Source organism: Flavobacterium sp. UBA7680, from assembly GCF_002482975.1.
Taxonomy (GTDB): domain Bacteria; phylum Bacteroidota; class Bacteroidia; order Flavobacteriales; family Flavobacteriaceae; genus Flavobacterium.
Genome location: NZ_DLHA01000006.1, coordinates 52,153 through 68,385, shown reverse-complemented (window position 1 = coordinate 68,385; position 16,233 = coordinate 52,153). Strand labels below are relative to the sequence as shown.

Sequence of the window (16,233 nt, the reverse complement as noted above, 5' to 3'; positions counted from 1 at the left end):
CATCACGATCTGAATTGTAATAAATCAAACCTTGTTTCAAAATAGATTTTGAAGTAAAAGATCCGTTTTTGTATTCTGAAATTAACTGATCGTATGTTTTTATCGCTAAATCATTCTTTTTATCTGCCACATACGTATTTCCTAATTCGAATAAAGCATCATCGCGATATTCTGATTTTTTATACATTTTTAGGAAGTTGTTCAGCTCGTTGATTTTTTGATCATTTTTAGACATAAAACCATACGAAAGTGCTTTTTGAAACTGAGCATAATCGGCATCAACACTTTTTGCTTCCATTGCTTTTCCGTACGCTTCATTTGCCTGAGCATATTTAGAATTTACAAAACGTGAATCTCCTAAACGCAAATACGAATCGTTTAAACGAACCTTATCAGAAGGAGAATTATCGATCTGCGCCTGAAATGAGTTCGCCGCCTGATCGTATTCTTTCAGTTTAAAATACGTATAACCAATATTATAATTGATGTTTTTATATTCGTCAGTAGATTTTGCCGCAGGAAGTCCGGCAAATTGTTTGTACGTCAATAAAGCATTCTGAAAATCATCTGAAACATATTCTGTTTCTGCTTTCCAGAAAGTGGCACGCGCTGTAAATTCAGGTGTTTTTTGCTCGCTTATCGCGCTTTTAAACATTTTTCCGGCTTCCGTATAATTCGATTCATTATACAATTCAACTCCTCTGTAAAAAAGCACTTTTTGATACGCCGCTTTATTTTCGGCACTTCTGTTTTTTTCTAATAAAGCCAAAGCTTCTTTGTAATTTTTAGTCGAAATATAAGAGTCAACTAAAAGTTTTTCCACTTCTGCCCTGCTTGAATTGTTTGGATATTTTTTTAAGAAATCAAGTAAAATTCCCGGAACGGTTTGGTAAGCGTTTCCAATATCATAACTTACTTTGGCATAATTTAAAGCTGCATCTTCCTGAATCTGCGCATTGAAATCCATTTCTGAAGCATTCTTAAATGCATTCAAAGCTTCTTGTTTTTTACCTGTATTTAAATAACTTAAACCTAAATGGTAATAAGCATTTTGAGCTACGAAATCTTTTCCTTCAATAATTTTATTGAATTGAGAAATGGCTTTTTCGTAATTTTTCTGCTCATAATACGCATAACCCAATTGGTAGAAATCGGTATTATTCCATTTTCCTTTTTTACCAGCGTATTGTTCTAAATACGGAATCGCTTTTTCGTATTGTTTTAAATTGAAATAACTTTCCCCGATGATTTTATTCAATTCCGATTTTTCCATTTCATTTGATTTCGCCATTGCTTTTTGGCCCAAATCAATTGCTTTTTGAAAACTTCCTAATTTAAAATTCATATCAGCTTGATAATATGAAAGCTTTTCTTTGTATTTTTCTTCGCCCGAAACCTCATCAAAATATTTTGTTGCTTCTTTGTAATCGTCGCCTTCATACGCCATAAATCCTAAATAATATTTGGCTTGCGAACCAAATTCAGGAGAATTCACGACTTTATTAAAATACGTTGTAGCTTCTTTTTTCTTTTTAGCAGTAAAATAGCTGTATCCTTTCTGGAAATTAAATTTATCCGATTCTGATTTACTCATGTAACCTTCGTCAACTTTGTCAAACCATTGCAAAGCTTTTGGATAATTTCCTTGTTCAAAGAAATATTGCGCTACTTCAATATAAGCCTGATTTTGTTTGGTGCTTGTTGGATAATCCTCAACAAATTTTTCCATCAAAGCATCGGCATTGGGCTGATTGGTTCTAATGGCGCAATTGGCGATATAATAAGCGCAGTCTGATTTTACTTCTTCTGTTTGTGCCGTATTATTTTTTACATACTCAAAAATATGTTGTGCCGAAGCGTATTGTTTATCGTTATATAAAGCCTGTGCTTTGTCAAAATCCTTTAAATCGTAAGTATAAATAGCTGATTTTTGTGCCGAAACTATGGTCGAAGTAAGGATAATTTGGAATAAAAAGAACCAGGAAAGTCTATGCATTTTAGTTATATTTAGTATTCAAATTTATCATTTTATACCGTTTATAACGAAACGTTTCTTGAATTTATTATGAACAAACATGGAATAACAAACATTTTAGAGGTAGTTTAAAAAATTAAAATGAACCGTATAAGTTATATAAGTAATTATAAGCTAGTACCTTTTAGCAGATTATCTAAAATGAACTTACTTTACTTATATGGTTTAAATTTTCATTCCTTTTTCTACAAATTTTCTTAAGAAATGATTGAAATTTATTTTGAATCCAAACGTTATCTTATTACTTTTACCATTCAAATCAATTTTATTATGTCAGAAACCGTACTATCTCTTAAAGAAGTCACTATATATCAAGAAGGAAGAAAAATTTTATCTCATATTAACTTAGATGTTCAGCATGGAGAGTTCATCTATATCATTGGGAAAACAGGTTCCGGAAAAAGCAGCTTTTTAAAAACTTTGTACGCAGATTTACCTTTAACAGAAGGTGAAGCTCATATTGTTGACTTTGATTTGGCAACTTTAAAAGAAAAAGATATTCCGTATTTAAGACGTAAAATTGGGATTGTTTTCCAAGACTTTAAATTACTTCCAGACCGTTCTGTTCAGGACAACATGCTTTTTGTTCTTAAAGCAACTGGCTGGGTTGAAAAAGAAGCGATGGAATACAAAATCGATGAAGTTTTAGATAAAGTTGGAATGAAAGATTTCCTTAACAAAATGCCTCACCAGCTTTCTGGCGGTGAACAGCAGCGTGTTGCAATTGCAAGAGCTTTACTTAACGATCCTGAATTTATCCTTGCCGATGAACCTACAGGAAACCTTGATCCGCAGACAAGTTCTGAGGTTTTAGAAGTATTAAAAAACATCAACGCACTTGGTAAAACCGTTATCATGGCAACTCATGATTATGCTTTGTTGATGAAATTCCCTTCTAAAACATTAAAATGTGAAGATGAAAGAATCTTCGAAGTGGTTCAAAGAAGCGTATAAATCTTAAACTTTTTTTAGAATTAAAATATCCTGATAATCAAACAAGTCATTAACTGCTCTGTTTGACCAGGTTCCGTATATCTTATTTTCTAATTTTAACTGACTTGTTTGAATCATCTCAAAAAGCAATTCTTCTTTAAAAGCAATATTAGCAGACGGAACTTTTTCATTCATTAATCTGTAATTTTCTTTTTGGTAAGGAAAACAGAATCCTTTATTTTCTTTTGAAATGTATTCTTCATTTTGATCGTCATACAGAAAGAAAGTCGAAAGACATTTTCCATCAGGTTTTAAAACTCTGTAAATTTCATTTAAATAATTCTGAACTTCCTTTGGCTGCATATGAGTAAAAACTGAAAACAAGAAAACGGTATCAAAAGAATTGTCTTCATAAGGAAATTTAAAATTCTCTGCCTTTTGATTCGTCAAATTGTATAAATCATTATTGAGAGAAATATGCTGAAAATTAAAATTAGAGAAATCCTTACTGATGTTTTTTCTACACCAGTCAATTCCTTTTTTTACAACATCAAAGCCTTCGTATTTTCCTTTTGTTGACAAATACTGCGTTAAGGGTACGGCAGCGCGGCCAATTCCGCAGCCAACATCTAATAAAGAATTATCGGGCTGCAGCGATGTATATTCTTTTAAGAGTTCTAAATGATGTTTTCCTTGCGACAAGAAATCGCCGGAACCAATAAAAATGTCTCCTTTTTTAGGCTCATATTTGTTTTTCTTTCTATTTAAAGAATTCCAAAAATCGGCAGGAAAATAATAAATCTTACGAACCAGAAATCTTGACTTTGGAGAAATAGCATAATAAAGAGACCTTAAATTCATTTTTGATTTATTATTTTAATAAAAAACATTTCCTTTACAAATATATTTTAAAAAAGAGAATAAATGCTTTCTATTTTAATTCCGGTTTATAATTACAATGTATTTTCGCTTGTAGAAGAACTTGCTGAACAATGCCGTTTTACTGGAATTAGTTTTGAAATTCTATGTCAGGATGATGCTTCAAATTCTGTACTGAATAAAGAAAATGAAAAAATAAATGCTCTACAGAATTGTTCTTTTGTTTCTTTAGAAAAAAACATAGGATTAAGTTCTAACAGAAATCTTTTAGCATCAAAAGCACAATATGAAAACCTTCTTTTTATTGACGGCGATTCTATCATAATCAATCCCAATTACATACAAAATTATTTAGATAATATACAGGATTCTGATATTGTATATGGCGGCCGAATTCATCCTGAAAATGTTTATTCTGACAAACAAAAATTACGCTGGAAATACGGTCGTTTAGTAGAAGATAAAACGGTTTCTCAAAGAAATACCGCTTTGTATAAAACCCTGATGTTCAACAACACATTAATTAAAAAAGATTGTTTTAGCAAGATAAAATTTGATTCTAATTTAATTAAATACGGACATGAAGACACGCTTTTTGCTTATCAGGTAAGTCAATCTGATTTTAAGGTAAAACATATCGAAAATGCGATTCAGCATGGCGATATTGACGAGAATCTTATTTATATATCTAAAGTAAAAAACAGTTTAGAAAACCTGCTTATTCTTGATCGCAAAAAACAAATTGATTCTGATTTTTTAAAAATACTGAAGGTATACCATTTACTGAAACGTTTTAAACTACGTTATCCGGCAGGGTTATTCTTCAAGACATTTAATGCCCTAATTTTAAAACAGCTAAACTCTAAAAGCCCTTCTTTAAGGCTGCTTAATATTTACAAATTAACGTATTTGTGCAGTATAAAAACAAATTAGAAATTCTCTAATAAAGTTTTCCATTGTTTCATGACAGGATCAAGCTGATATTCTTTCATTTTTTCTTTTGATGCCGCGCCAAATTTTATTCTCAATTCTTCGTTTTCAATTAAAAAAGAAAGTTTTTCAGTAAACAATTCTAAATTTCCATCCGGGATTAAAAAGCCATTTTCATTATCTGTAATAATCGATCTCGGCCCCGAAGGACAATCATAAGAAACACTGGGCAAACCTAAAGACATTGCTTCTATCAAAACCATTGGGAATGCTTCAAATCGGGAAGTCATAATTAAAATAGAAGATTCAAGATATTTCTCTTCAATGCTTTTTACAAAACTAAAAATATTTATTGTGGAAGTTAATCCTAAATCAATCACAATATTGTTTAAAGAATCAACTTCATCTGTATAAATATCTAAAGTCCATTCTGGATGTTTTTGGGTTACTTTTTCCCAAATTAACAACATTCTGTCTAAACCTTTTTCATACGAATTTCTTGCAACAGCAATAACCCGTTTGTTTTTTAAAGATGCAGTATTTTCGGTTTTAATCCAGGTCGGATTCTGGATTATTACCGCATTATTAATATGCCAGTGTTTTAGATTTTCGGGAGATAAAACAACTACTTTAGTGTATTTTCGAGCGCCAAAATCTTTGAATCGGTATTTTAATTTTGAAAAGATATTTGGTTTTAATGATTGTTCTTCAATAAATTTAGAAGAATGAATCTCTAAAACAATTGGAACTTTCGTTTTAACTATTAATGTTAAAATAAAAGCTTTCAAACCATTATCGGCAACAACAATTACATCTGGTTTAATTGCTGCTATTTTTTGATTTAACTGCTTTTTATATGAATTTAGAAAATGAAAAACATTCCCTTCCAAAATCATATTATGAAAGATAATTTTAGAATTGAAATCGTAAAAAGGTGAATTTTCTTGTTCGTTTTGTGACAGAATATGAATTTCATAACCAAAGTGTTCAATAAAATAATTGGCTTTAATGGACAAAACTCTGGCAACTCCTCCCGCATTTTTTATGTTGGGAACAATATAAAGCAGTTTCATTTTTTAGAATTCAAGAAAGTTTCATAATCCCGAATATAATCTTTCTCTTCAAAAACATCTGATGCCAAAACAAGGCAAACTGCGCCCGAAGAAAAGTTTTCTAACTCTCGCCAAATTCCTTTTGGGAGATATAATCCAACATTGGGTTTGTTGAGCAAATAGCTTTTTTTGTCTTTTCCGTCATTTACCGTTACTTCAAAACTTCCGCTTAAAGCGATCAAAACTTCATGCTGAGCTATATGCGAATGTCCGCCACGAAAAGCGCTGCTTGGAACATCAAAAAGATAATAAACACGCTTAAATTCAAAAGGAAGAACTCCGCTTTGAATGAAGGCCAAATTTCCGCTCAAGTCTTCGACAACCGGAATTTTAAGTAATGAAATATCTTGAATTGTTGTCATATTTTTAGTGTTCCTCAAGCAAATTTAACCATTGCTGACCAATTTTTTCTAATAAAAAAGGTTCAATACTTTTTAATGCATTTTTTTTACAATGCTGATATAAATTTTCATCAGTCGTAAATAAATTCATTGCTTCTGTTAATTTGTCCCAATTTTGATTCTCGACTAAAATACCATTTTCAAAAGAAGTAATCATATCTCTTGGCCCAAAATCACAATCAAAAGAGACAACTGGAGTTTCGCAGGCTAACGATTCTAAAATCACATTTGGAAAACCTTCGTTTTTACTGCTTAAAACTAAAAATTTAGCTTTTTGTACATATTTAAACGGATTATTTTGATAGCCTAAAAGGTGAACAAACTGGGAAATATTATTTGCTGCAATTACCTTTTTGAGTTTTGTTTCGTCACCATTTCCTATAATTACCAAATGAATCTGTTTTTGAGCCAAATAAGATTTGCTGTAACTTAAAATCAGTTTATCAAATTGTTTGATTTCATTTTCATATTGACCAATTGCAATTATAAAATCAAATTCAAGCTCTATTTTTTCATCTTGTTTTTCCTTGATTTCTTCAAGATTTACCGGATTATGAATTGTAATTACATTTTGCAGTTTATGTGTACTTTCAATCAGCGTTTTCATTTCGTTTGTAATCGCCACATTCGCATAACAATGATTGTACATTAATCGTGTCAGCCATGATTTTTTTGGCATATAATGATCGATTAAAAAACTGTGAACCGTAAAAATAGTTTTGGTATTGTATATATATCGGGCTAAAATAAGTTCCTGCAGTATTTTGGTACGAAAGCGGAAATCAATAATAAAATCAAACTGATTTTGGTTTAAATAATTACTTAAAGCCTTTAACCTTTTGACTTTATTAAAAAATCCGTTGCTTTTATTTTTCAGCAATCCTAAGTTTACCAATTTTCCGGAATAGGGAAAACTCACTTCATCTATAACAATAAGTATATCAACTTCAAATCCCTGCTTTTCAAAAAAAACAGACAAATTTGCCATTACTTTATCGCTTCCACCTCCGCTTAAACGATAACCAATAAGAGCAATTTTCTTTTTTTTGTGAGATGATATCATTCTTGATTTCTTATTTTCGTATCAAATATATAACTCTAAAAACAATATGCAAGATAAATCAATAGTGAGCATTATATGCCTGTGCTATAACCATGAAAAATTTGTTTTGCAGAGTTTATTGTCTGCTCTAAATCAGGATTATCCTTTTATTGAATTGATAATTGTTGATGATTTTAGTACCGATAATTCGAGAGAAGTTATAAAAAACTGGATTATAGATTATCCAGAAATTCAATTTATCGAAAATGAAAACAATTTAGGAAGTACAAAATCTTTTAATAAAGCCCTAAAACTTGCTAAAGGCGAATATATTATTGATCTGGCATGCGATGATATTTTATTGCCAAATTGTGTTTCATTACAATTAAAAGCTTTCGAAAAAAACAGGTTTGAAAATCTTGGGATTGTTTACGGAAATGCTGAACTAATCAATGAAAAAGGCGATTCTTATTTTTATTTTTTTCCGGTTGATGAATTCAAAAAAACAATCGAAAAAAGAGAAACCGGAGACATTTATTTGAGTGTACTTTCGGGAGGAAATAGTATTTGTTCTGTTTCATCAATGGTTAAAAAATCGGTTTTTGCTGATTTGCAGGGTTATGATGAAAATCTGGCTTATGAAGATTTAGATTTATGGATTCGTGCTTCACGCAAATATGATTTCGATTATATCGATGAAATTTTAATTAAAAAACGAATTACGACCACATCTTTAGGAACTCATTTTTTTATTAAAAACGATTCCCGATCCCGAAAAATTAATTATTCTACTTATTTGATTATCAAGAAAGCGATTCAATTAAATAGAACTAAACAAGAACATAAAGCGATTTTAAAACGAATCCATTTTGAAATGTTTTTAAATTTTAAAACATCTAATTATAAACTGCTGTCAAAATATATTCTTCTAGAAATAAAACAGCGATTTAGTATTCTATTTAAATGATAAAACGATGTCTAGAATAGAACGCGGATTTTACGGATTCGCTAAAGCGAAGACGCGGATTAAGACGGATTTTTTTATTACCTGTTTAAAAAATAAAATCCGTCTTAATCCGCGTCTTTACGAAGTAAATCCGTTTCATCTGCGTACCATAAACGCATTTTTAAATCGTCAAAAAATCATCTAACTGCTCTTTTTCTCCGCTCCAATCGCGTGAAATATTACTTCGGATTAATTTTGCCGGAACGCCACCTATTAAGATATTTTCGCCAAGCGAAGTATAATCTTTTGTACATAAACTATTTGAGGCAACGGTACAGAAATTTGGTGTTTGAGTTCCTTTTAAAACAGAAACCCTGTTGCTCATAAAATTATAATTCCCAATACTAATTGGAGCTGATTTTTTAAGTTTTTCTCCAGTTTGAGTATCAATTAAATCATGGAAATTAGTATCAATAATCTGAGATTCAGAACCGAAACGGGCATATTCTCCCAAAACAATTTTTTCGGTACAAATTATTTTTCCGCTGGAAGCAAGAGAAGCCATATTTCCGAGTTCGCAAACCGCATTTTCTCCAATGAAAACAAAACAATCTTTGCCAAACTGGAATTTTCCTTTAAAAATTAATTTCCCTAAAATATTGATTTCAGCTATTCCTTTATGAACAGTATTCAATTCATAAGGCTGACCAAAGCCAATCATTCCTTTTTGGATTTTTCCATCTAATTGAATTTCGCCATAAATGGAAGTGAATTTTACTTTTCCGTAGAAGAAAACGGGCAGTTTTTTGGCGGTTTCAAAAGGAAATTTTTTAAAGTTAAAATACAGCGTTTTGATCCAGTTTACTTTCCAGTAAAACTTTAATTTATGATAGAATGATCTACATTTTCTATAACTATTCTGAATCATTATTCTCTTTTTTTCGCTGAACAAATGACGTAAATATTTCGCTTAAATTCATCTTTTTATCAATATGATACAAACTAAAACCGAAAGATATCAAAATCATGACTGATAATAAACCATATTTTAAAACCGATGTTTCGATAAATCGAAGTAAAAATGAAGCCATGCAAATTACCAAACAAACCAAATAGATTTGATAAAACTCTGTTTCAAAATAAAAATTATATCTTTTTTTAGTGATGATTTTTAAGCCGATAAAATGGCATAAAAAATAAAAGCAGAAACTAAAACCTAAACCTTCTAATCCGTAAAAATAATAACCTAAAATATTCATTACTAAAGACAAAACATTAAAACCAACGGCAGTTTTTATAAACATTCTTGAATCGCCTTTTGCAATTAAAATAAATCCCATTGCCCAGGAAACGGCGCGAAAAATCATTCCTAAAATTCCAATGCAGATCATGGGTAAAATAGCTTCAAATTTTAAGGTATAAAGCAGCTTAACTATAACTTGGCTAAAAGCAAGAAACAAAACAATAATAGGCGTTATAATCAAAACCGAAATAAAAGCCTGCTGCTGTACGCTTATTCTAACTTTTTCATTATCAGAATTTATTGAGGCCAATTTCGGGAAATAATCGGTACTCATAACCGTAAAAATAATTCCCACATAAGAGTTTAATAACGTAAATCCGGCGTTGTAAAATCCTACTTGTTCCAAGCCTCCGGTTTTTCCAATATAAATTTGAATTAGATAAGCTGTCAAAAGCGTTAAAACACTGCTTATGGTAAGCATAAAACCTAATTTTACAATTGATTTTCCTTCGGTTACAAAGACTTCTTTTGTAATTTCTCCTTTCTTACTTTCTACTCGTACTTTAGTTGAATAATAAAAAGAAAAAATTAATGAAGTTACAGATGCAAGTAAAATGGTTGGGATTATAGCATCGATTTTAAAATAAATATAGAGCGGAATTGAAAACAATAATCCGAATAAATTTCCATAAAAATTGGCTTTTGCCAAAAACTTCAAATGTCTTAAACCTTGCAAAACAGCCAATTGTCCGGAAGATAATTGTTTGAATAAAATAGTAAGAGAAAGAAATATAAACGAATACGTTTGGCTTGAATCACCAAAAGTCAGAATACTTAAAGCTTTTGAGAAAATTAAAGTCAATAGCATTCCCAATATTCCTGTAAAAAAAACAATTCTTTTTACAATCCGAATCGTTATTGAAACCATTCGAATATCGTCTTTATTGAAATTTTCTGAAATACTTTTGACTGCGCTGGTTTCGATTCCAAGTCCAGAAACACTGCTTAAAACACTCAAAGTAGAATTTAGCAAAGCAATAATTCCCATTCCGGCCGGACCTATAAAAACGGCAATTAATTTGGTGCGGATTATCGAAATTAAAATCGAAAAAAACTGAACGCCTCCAAAAAGTGAAGTTGTTTTTAAAATCTGCTGATATGATTTTTTGCTATCAGTCACGAATTAATACTGATTTAGAATTTCGATAATATAATTTACTTCCGTTTCTGTCAAAACGGGGCTCATTGGTAAACTTAAAACTTCATTGTGAATCTTTTCTGTAATAGGAAATAATAAGTTATTCCACTCTGGAAATGCGTTTTGTTTATGCGGTGGAACCGGATAATGAATTACGGTTTGAATATTATTTTCGGTCAAATATTGCTGTAAATGATCTCTGTTTTTAGTTCTTATAACAAACAAATGAAAAACATGATTGTTTGAGAAATCCCAAAATGGTAATTCGATTTTATCATTTTTAATTTCGGCTAAATAACGTTTTGCAACTGTTCTTCGCTTTTCATTATCAGCATCTAAATTGTGCAGTTTTACGTTTAAAAATGCGGCTTGCAATTCATCTAATCTTGAATTCACGCCAATATATTCGTTATAATATTTTTTCTCTGAACCGTAATTTCTAAGTGAAAACAGCACTTTTGCTAATTCTGGATCGTTGGTTGTAATTGCGCCGCCATCGCCAAGACAACCGAGGTTTTTTCCAGGATAAAAGCTGTGTGCGATTGCTGATTTTAGATTGTAGATTTTAGATTTTAGATTTTTTTCTACACCGTGAGATTGTGCCGCATCTTCAACAACAACAAGATTATGTTGTTCTGCGATTTCATTTATTTTATCCATTTCGGCTAATTGTCCGTAAAGATGAACGGCTAAAATGGCTTTTGTTTTTGATGTGATTTTTTCGGGAATTAAATCCGGATTGATGTTGTAGGTTTCTAATTTCGGTTCAACTAAAACCGGAATTAAATCTGCTTGCAAAATGGCTAAAATACTGGCAATATAAGTATTGGCAGGAACAATAACTTCATCGCCTTTTTTGAGTTTTCCCAGTTCTATATAACCTTTAAAAATCAAAACCAAAGCATCAAAGCCATTCCCTACTCCAATGCAATATTGAGTTTGGCAATATTCGGCGAAAGCTTTTTCGAAGGTTTCTGTTTCTTTTCCTAAAATGTACCAGCCATTATCTAAAACCAATTTCAGTTTTTCCTGAAAAGCAGTTTCATACGGTTCATTAATTTTTTTTAGATCTAGAAACGGTATCATTTTATATCCAATTTATAAAAATCCTGATTGTAAACTTTACAGCCTAATTCTTCTTTCTGCTTTAAAAGACCAGAATGATAGCCGGATTCATTTTGTTCATTTACAATTCCCATATCAAAAAAATGTTTTCCTGTTCGTTTATATCTATGAATCAAATTAATGAATAAAAAATCTAACGCCCGTGTTTCTTCCCCTTTTTTAGAAGTAGCGCCATATTGAGATTTTATTACATTTTCGGTTTCAAAAATGGTTATTCCCGCAATAATTTCATCATTTTGATAAACTGAAAATTGTTTGATATTTTTTGGGAATCGCTCTTTTAAAAGCGCTATTTCTTCTTTTGAATGAACTGGTTTTTCATTAAACTTTTCTAATAATCTCGGTTCTAAAACTTCATTCCAAAACGGTTTAAAATCTTCTTCTTCAATGATATCTAAATCGAGATTTTCAATTCTTCTGAAATGTTTTAATTTGCTTTTTGAAATTTTTAGAGGTGAATTTAAATTGGCTGCCAAATTCATTTCTTTTCGTTCTAAAACAGCGCCTCTTTTAAATAAAAAAAAGTCAAGTTCCTGATTTCCTTCGGGAAAATAAAAAATCGGAATGGGTTTGTAATAGAAAGTTTTTATCGCATTTTCTTTCAAAAATAATAAAACCGAATCCAGAATTGCTTCTGTTTTTTCGGCATTTAATTTTGACGAAAAAACCAACCCTCCGTAAGTCAGCCCCTGATGCGAATAAATGGAGTTTTCTTTTTTATTGGCTGGCAGAATGGCTCGTAACTTTTCTTCTTCAAAAATTAAAAGGGAAAAATCTTCAAACCGATCCTGGTGATATTCCATAAAATCACGATGAAATAAAAACGTTGCATTTTTGGCCTGAACAATAAAGTCATTCCACAATTTGTAATCGTTTTGATCGTATTTTTTTACGGTGTATTTCATTTTTCTGCTACTCCCGATAGCTATCGGGAAAAAAGATTAGAATGATTTTTAATTAGCAAAGAAAATCTTTTTAATCAATTTAATCTGTGGCTAAATTTAAAAATCTTTATTTATGTTCAAAAGCCGGCAGATACCATTTGTATTTTACCGCTAATAAACGAACTGAAATTATTACAACAGAAGTCACAAGGTACAAAACATCATCTTCTAAATTTAATTTCTTAAGTCCAAAGAATACAATACCACCAAAAATACAGATTGTTGCGTAGATTTCTCTTCTAAAAATCGTTGGAATTTCGGTACATAAAATATCCCGAATTACGCCGCCAAAACAAGCAGTCATGGTTCCTAATGCCACACAAATTACAGGATGAAGACCAGTTGTGATTCCTTTTTCAAGACCAATTAAGGTAAAAACACCCAAACCAATGGTGTCAAATAAAAACAGGGAAGTTCTTAGTTTATCAAACTTTTTTCTGAAAATAATCGCCAGAAAAAAACCTAAAATAATGATGTAAACATATTGAAGATTCATCATCCAGCCCACTGGAGTTCTTCCAATTAAAACATCACGAAGCGTTCCGCCGCCAACAGCGGTGACAAAAGCAATGATAAAAACCCCAAACGGATCGAGTCTTTTATGCATTGCTGTTAATGCTCCGGACATTGCAAATGCCATCGTGCCAATAATATCTAGTAAGTGAAACATTTTTTAAGGTGCAAAAATTTAAAGGTGCAGAGTTACAAAGATTAAATTAATTGCAGCTCCTCAATTTGTTATTTTTTTGTGTAAATAGGGCTTCTTTTCAACAAATAAGTAATCGAATCCATCCAGCTGTCTTTTATTGCTAAAAAAGGTTTACGTGTTTGCGAATATATTTTTGAAGCATTTTTATACATGTCAAAATAAACCGTGTAATAATAGTAAACTTGTGTACTTGCGGTTGTTGTCGAAACATCGCTGGTTTTAACTTTCTTATTATTGTCGCTTACTTTTGCATCTCCGCTGCTGTAAGTTGTGGCGGTTGTTCCAGAATTCATGCTATAGGAAACTTTTGCAGCTACAATATTATCTACTCCAAGAATTTTTTCAAGATCTTCAATTGGCGTTTCATCAATATTGTTGTGATCGATTCCCGCTTTATGCAGTAAACTATTTGTAGTTCTTAAATCCTGAACCGTCAACGGAAAAATATTTGATGATTTATCAATCAGTTTATTGTAAAGATCGTTCTGGGCAAATTTTGCCATGTCTTCTGAACTTTCCTGTGTATCTGAATTTAAATACGGAACCGGAAGTACGGCAATCCTATTGGGTTTTGTTTCTGCTGCAGCAATAATAGGCGAATTTGAAGATGCATTATTTCCCTGACTTACATCAAAAGTCTGTGAGCGTCCGCTTGCAAAATCGATTCTGGCTATTTGCGAAACATCGAGAGATATTATCAGCGTTTCTCCGGGTAAAGAATATTCAACTGTTTTATCAGATATTTTGCTAATTGTACCTTCAATAATCTGATAATCTCTTTTAATAATTTTATCTAATTTTTTTCCGCTTTGAGCAAAACTAAAAACGGATACAAAAAACAGTAATAATACGGCAGTTAATTTTTTAATCATCATATCATTTAGAATTTAATTTATAATCAGATTTTCCACGTCTGATAAATTTATAAAATTTAAATGGATAATTAACACTAAGAAACACAATGAATTAACCCTTTATCAATTCATTACATATGCTGCGTATAGAAATTGTAATCTTTTAAAATTACCCTGATAAAATCGTTATTATTTCCTGATTGATTTTTGATTCCGGTTACGCCTTCAATTTTTGCAACCAGTTTATAGATAATTTCGTGATCATTTTTAGCCAGCGCACTTTGATACGTTTCTTTAATAATTCTCATATCATTATCAGATAATTTAATTACCAAAGGATAAGTTGGCACATAAGCCTCGCCAATATCTTCAAGGATTGTATGGCTGATATTAATTTTATTTTTTAAAGTAATTACAGCTGTTCCGGCTGCCATATCTCCTAATCGCTGTGATTTTTTACTCGAAGCCACGGCAATTAAACCAATGATTCCGTTGAATAAACTAAAATCAATAATTCTAAAAAACCAACGAATTAGATAATCACCAAAACCAGCTTGGTAACCGTCTATTTTTACGACTTTAATTTTTACCAGTTTTTTTCCAAAAGACTGCCCTTCAAAAATACTTTCTAAAGTTATGGAGTAAATAATTAGCGGAAAAAATAACACCAAAAATATGGCTCCTCTAGACCACATGTCTAAATTTGTCATTAACCTATCGATGTCCATCCAGTAAAAAAATATCCAAATAATAGCGAATATATAAGAAAGTTTAATACCTAAATCGATGAAATAAGCGCCTAATCGCTCGCCTACAGAGGCCGCGATAAAATTTATTTTAACATTTTGTGTTGTGTTAATAGATAATTCTGACATATTTTATATTTTAGCCCTCAATGAGAGAAGTTGCCTTTATAAAACAAAATAAAGAAAAATGGCTGGAATTTGAGCTAGCTATTTTCGGTAAAGCTAAGAAAAATCCTGACGAATTAGCTAATTTGTACATTCAATTAATGAATGATCTTTCCTATGCGCAAACTTATTACCCTAAAAGTAAGACAGTTATCTATTTAAATCATTTAGCTTCACAGATTTATCAAAAGATTTATAAAACAAAGCGAACGGAAAAAAACAGAATTGTAGAATTTTTTAAAATAGAAGTGCCGCTTTTGCTTTTTGAATACAAAAGATATCTTTTATACGCTTTTGTCCTCTTTTTTGCCACTGTTGCAATGGGGGTAGTTTCTGCACGCTACGATCCAAATTTTGTTCGGTTGATATTAGGCGACGACTACGTCAATATGACTTTAGAAAATATCAAGAAAGGAAATCCAATGGCCGTTTACGGTTCTGGTTCTAACTGGGGAAGCTTTGTAGGCATTACAATGAACAATCTTTATGTTGGCGCAAAATGTTATATGTATGGAATTTTTGCAGGAATTGGAACCTTTTTGGTAGCAATGAACAATGGTATTATGCTTGGCTCATTTCAATATTTCTTTTATGAACAAAATGTATTCTGGAAAAGTGTTCGTGGTATTTGGATTCATGGAGCAATGGAAATTTTTGGTATTGTAATTGAAACTGCTGCCGGATTTATTTTGGGTGCCTCTATTCTGTTTCCTAAAACCTATTCAAGAATTAATTCTTTTAAAATTGGTTTTAAAAACAGTTTTAAAATATTTTTAAGCACTTTCCCTTTTACCATTGGCGCAGGTTTTCTTGAAGGATTTATTACAAGATATTCTATCGATATGCCCAACTGGTTAAGCAGTTTTATAATATTATTTACTTTAGGAATAATTTCATTTTATTACTTGGTTTACCCTACTATTGTCTACAAAAAAGTGCAAAAATTATCAGCCAAACCGAATTAATTAAAC

Annotated in this window: 16 protein-coding genes; 4 read left to right on the top strand and 12 right to left on the bottom strand. The window is 31.1% G+C overall.

What is annotated here, in order from left to right; genetic code table 11:
* Window positions 1-1,996: tetratricopeptide repeat protein (locus tag B3C18_RS01005; protein ID WP_414655334.1), on the bottom strand; the 1,996-nt coding region annotated here is incomplete at its 3' end.
* Between the two features lie 309 nt (window positions 1,997-2,305).
* Here B3C18_RS01005 and B3C18_RS01000 point away from each other — a divergent pair.
* On the top strand, window positions 2,306-2,989 hold the full coding sequence (locus tag B3C18_RS01000) for a cell division ATP-binding protein FtsE (RefSeq protein ID WP_056204398.1): 684 nt from the start codon (window positions 2,306-2,308) through the stop codon (window positions 2,987-2,989).
* Between the two features lie 3 nt (window positions 2,990-2,992).
* Here B3C18_RS01000 and B3C18_RS00995 read toward each other — a convergent pair whose 3' ends face one another.
* Entirely contained in the window at window positions 2,993-3,829 is an 837-nt protein-coding gene (locus tag B3C18_RS00995; protein WP_291140979.1) for a class I SAM-dependent methyltransferase, read from the bottom strand.
* Between the two features lie 63 nt (window positions 3,830-3,892).
* Here B3C18_RS00995 and B3C18_RS00990 point away from each other — a divergent pair, with 63 nt between their 5' ends.
* Entirely contained in the window at window positions 3,893-4,780 is an 888-nt protein-coding gene (locus B3C18_RS00990; protein ID WP_291140976.1) for a glycosyltransferase family 2 protein, read from the top strand.
* Here the strand turns inward: B3C18_RS00990 and B3C18_RS00985 are convergent.
* Genes B3C18_RS00985 through B3C18_RS00975 form a run of 3 tightly spaced genes read right to left on the bottom strand, consistent with a single transcriptional unit; the run spans window position 4,777 to window position 7,353 of the window.
* Window positions 4,777-5,850 (bottom strand): glycosyltransferase family 4 protein, encoded by a 1,074-nt coding sequence (locus B3C18_RS00985; protein ID WP_291140973.1) that lies wholly within the window; start codon window positions 5,848-5,850, stop codon window positions 4,777-4,779. The two genes, B3C18_RS00990 and B3C18_RS00985, sit on opposite strands and share 4 nt — an antisense overlap.
* The gene (locus tag B3C18_RS00980; protein ID WP_291140970.1) at window positions 5,847-6,251 is read right to left on the bottom strand and encodes a sugar 3,4-ketoisomerase; all 405 of its coding nucleotides are present in this window, start codon (window positions 6,249-6,251) and stop codon (window positions 5,847-5,849) included. The genes B3C18_RS00985 and B3C18_RS00980 overlap by 4 nt, the downstream gene beginning before the upstream one ends.
* A gap of 4 nt (window positions 6,252-6,255) precedes the next feature.
* Window positions 6,256-7,353: a glycosyltransferase gene (locus B3C18_RS00975; RefSeq protein WP_291140968.1), complete on the bottom strand. Its 1,098-nt coding sequence runs from the start codon at window positions 7,351-7,353 to the stop codon at window positions 6,256-6,258.
* A gap of 46 nt (window positions 7,354-7,399) precedes the next feature.
* On the opposite strand from B3C18_RS00975, the gene B3C18_RS00970 reads away from it, so the two are divergent.
* Window positions 7,400-8,299 (top strand): glycosyltransferase family 2 protein, encoded by a 900-nt coding sequence (locus tag B3C18_RS00970; RefSeq protein WP_291140965.1) that lies wholly within the window; start codon window positions 7,400-7,402, stop codon window positions 8,297-8,299.
* A 160-nt stretch (window positions 8,300-8,459) separates the two neighbouring features.
* Here the strand turns inward: B3C18_RS00970 and B3C18_RS00965 are convergent, their stop codons facing one another.
* From B3C18_RS00965 to B3C18_RS00935, 7 genes are all read right to left on the bottom strand, one after another.
* Window positions 8,460-9,206: an acyltransferase gene (locus B3C18_RS00965; protein WP_291140962.1), complete on the bottom strand. Its 747-nt coding sequence runs from the start codon at window positions 9,204-9,206 to the stop codon at window positions 8,460-8,462.
* Window positions 9,193-10,701: an oligosaccharide flippase family protein gene (locus B3C18_RS00960; RefSeq protein ID WP_291140960.1), complete on the bottom strand. Its 1,509-nt coding sequence runs from the start codon at window positions 10,699-10,701 to the stop codon at window positions 9,193-9,195. Before B3C18_RS00960 ends, B3C18_RS00965 begins: the two co-directional genes overlap by 14 nt.
* 3 nt (window positions 10,702-10,704) lie before the next feature.
* The gene (locus B3C18_RS00955; RefSeq protein WP_291140957.1) at window positions 10,705-11,805 is read right to left on the bottom strand and encodes a DegT/DnrJ/EryC1/StrS family aminotransferase; all 1,101 of its coding nucleotides are present in this window, start codon (window positions 11,803-11,805) and stop codon (window positions 10,705-10,707) included.
* Entirely contained in the window at window positions 11,802-12,749 is a 948-nt protein-coding gene (locus B3C18_RS00950; protein WP_291140955.1) for a FemAB family protein, read from the bottom strand. The genes B3C18_RS00955 and B3C18_RS00950 overlap by 4 nt, the downstream gene beginning before the upstream one ends.
* 106 nt (window positions 12,750-12,855) lie before the next feature.
* Window positions 12,856-13,458 carry a trimeric intracellular cation channel family protein gene (locus B3C18_RS00945; RefSeq protein WP_291140952.1) on the bottom strand — a complete coding sequence of 201 codons (603 nt, stop codon included), beginning with the start codon at window positions 13,456-13,458 and terminating at the stop codon, window positions 12,856-12,858.
* Between the two features lie 68 nt (window positions 13,459-13,526).
* The gene (locus B3C18_RS00940; protein ID WP_291140949.1) at window positions 13,527-14,372 is read right to left on the bottom strand and encodes a hypothetical protein; all 846 of its coding nucleotides are present in this window, start codon (window positions 14,370-14,372) and stop codon (window positions 13,527-13,529) included.
* A gap of 110 nt (window positions 14,373-14,482) precedes the next feature.
* Window positions 14,483-15,226, bottom strand: coding sequence for an RDD family protein (locus B3C18_RS00935; protein WP_291140947.1), 744 nt, complete (start codon window positions 15,224-15,226; stop codon window positions 14,483-14,485).
* A 20-nt stretch (window positions 15,227-15,246) separates the two neighbouring features.
* Between B3C18_RS00935 and B3C18_RS00930 the strand changes: the two genes are divergently transcribed.
* Complete coding sequence (locus B3C18_RS00930; protein WP_291140944.1) at window positions 15,247-16,227, top strand: stage II sporulation protein M; 981 nt, start codon at window positions 15,247-15,249, stop codon at window positions 16,225-16,227.
* Window positions 16,228-16,233 lie beyond the last annotated feature (6 nt).

Coding starts and splice junctions, on each gene's coding strand:
- B3C18_RS01000 (WP_056204398.1), top strand. CDS start 2,306: ATGTCAGAAACCGTACTATCTCTTAAAGAAGTCACTATATATCAAGAA.
- B3C18_RS00995 (WP_291140979.1), bottom strand. CDS start 3,829: ATGAATTTAAGGTCTCTTTATTATGCTATTTCTCCAAAGTCAAGATTT.
- B3C18_RS00990 (WP_291140976.1), top strand. CDS start 3,893: ATGCTTTCTATTTTAATTCCGGTTTATAATTACAATGTATTTTCGCTT.
- B3C18_RS00985 (WP_291140973.1), bottom strand. CDS start 5,850: ATGAAACTGCTTTATATTGTTCCCAACATAAAAAATGCGGGAGGAGTT.
- B3C18_RS00980 (WP_291140970.1), bottom strand. CDS start 6,251: ATGACAACAATTCAAGATATTTCATTACTTAAAATTCCGGTTGTCGAA.
- B3C18_RS00975 (WP_291140968.1), bottom strand. CDS start 7,353: ATGATATCATCTCACAAAAAAAAGAAAATTGCTCTTATTGGTTATCGT.
- B3C18_RS00970 (WP_291140965.1), top strand. CDS start 7,400: ATGCAAGATAAATCAATAGTGAGCATTATATGCCTGTGCTATAACCAT.
- B3C18_RS00965 (WP_291140962.1), bottom strand. CDS start 9,206: ATGATTCAGAATAGTTATAGAAAATGTAGATCATTCTATCATAAATTA.
- B3C18_RS00955 (WP_291140957.1), bottom strand. CDS start 11,805: ATGATACCGTTTCTAGATCTAAAAAAAATTAATGAACCGTATGAAACT.
- B3C18_RS00950 (WP_291140955.1), bottom strand. CDS start 12,749: ATGAAATACACCGTAAAAAAATACGATCAAAACGATTACAAATTGTGG.
- B3C18_RS00945 (WP_291140952.1), bottom strand. CDS start 13,458: ATGTTTCACTTACTAGATATTATTGGCACGATGGCATTTGCAATGTCC.
- B3C18_RS00940 (WP_291140949.1), bottom strand. CDS start 14,372: ATGATGATTAAAAAATTAACTGCCGTATTATTACTGTTTTTTGTATCC.
- B3C18_RS00935 (WP_291140947.1), bottom strand. CDS start 15,226: ATGTCAGAATTATCTATTAACACAACACAAAATGTTAAAATAAATTTT.
- B3C18_RS00930 (WP_291140944.1), top strand. CDS start 15,247: ATGAGAGAAGTTGCCTTTATAAAACAAAATAAAGAAAAATGGCTGGAA.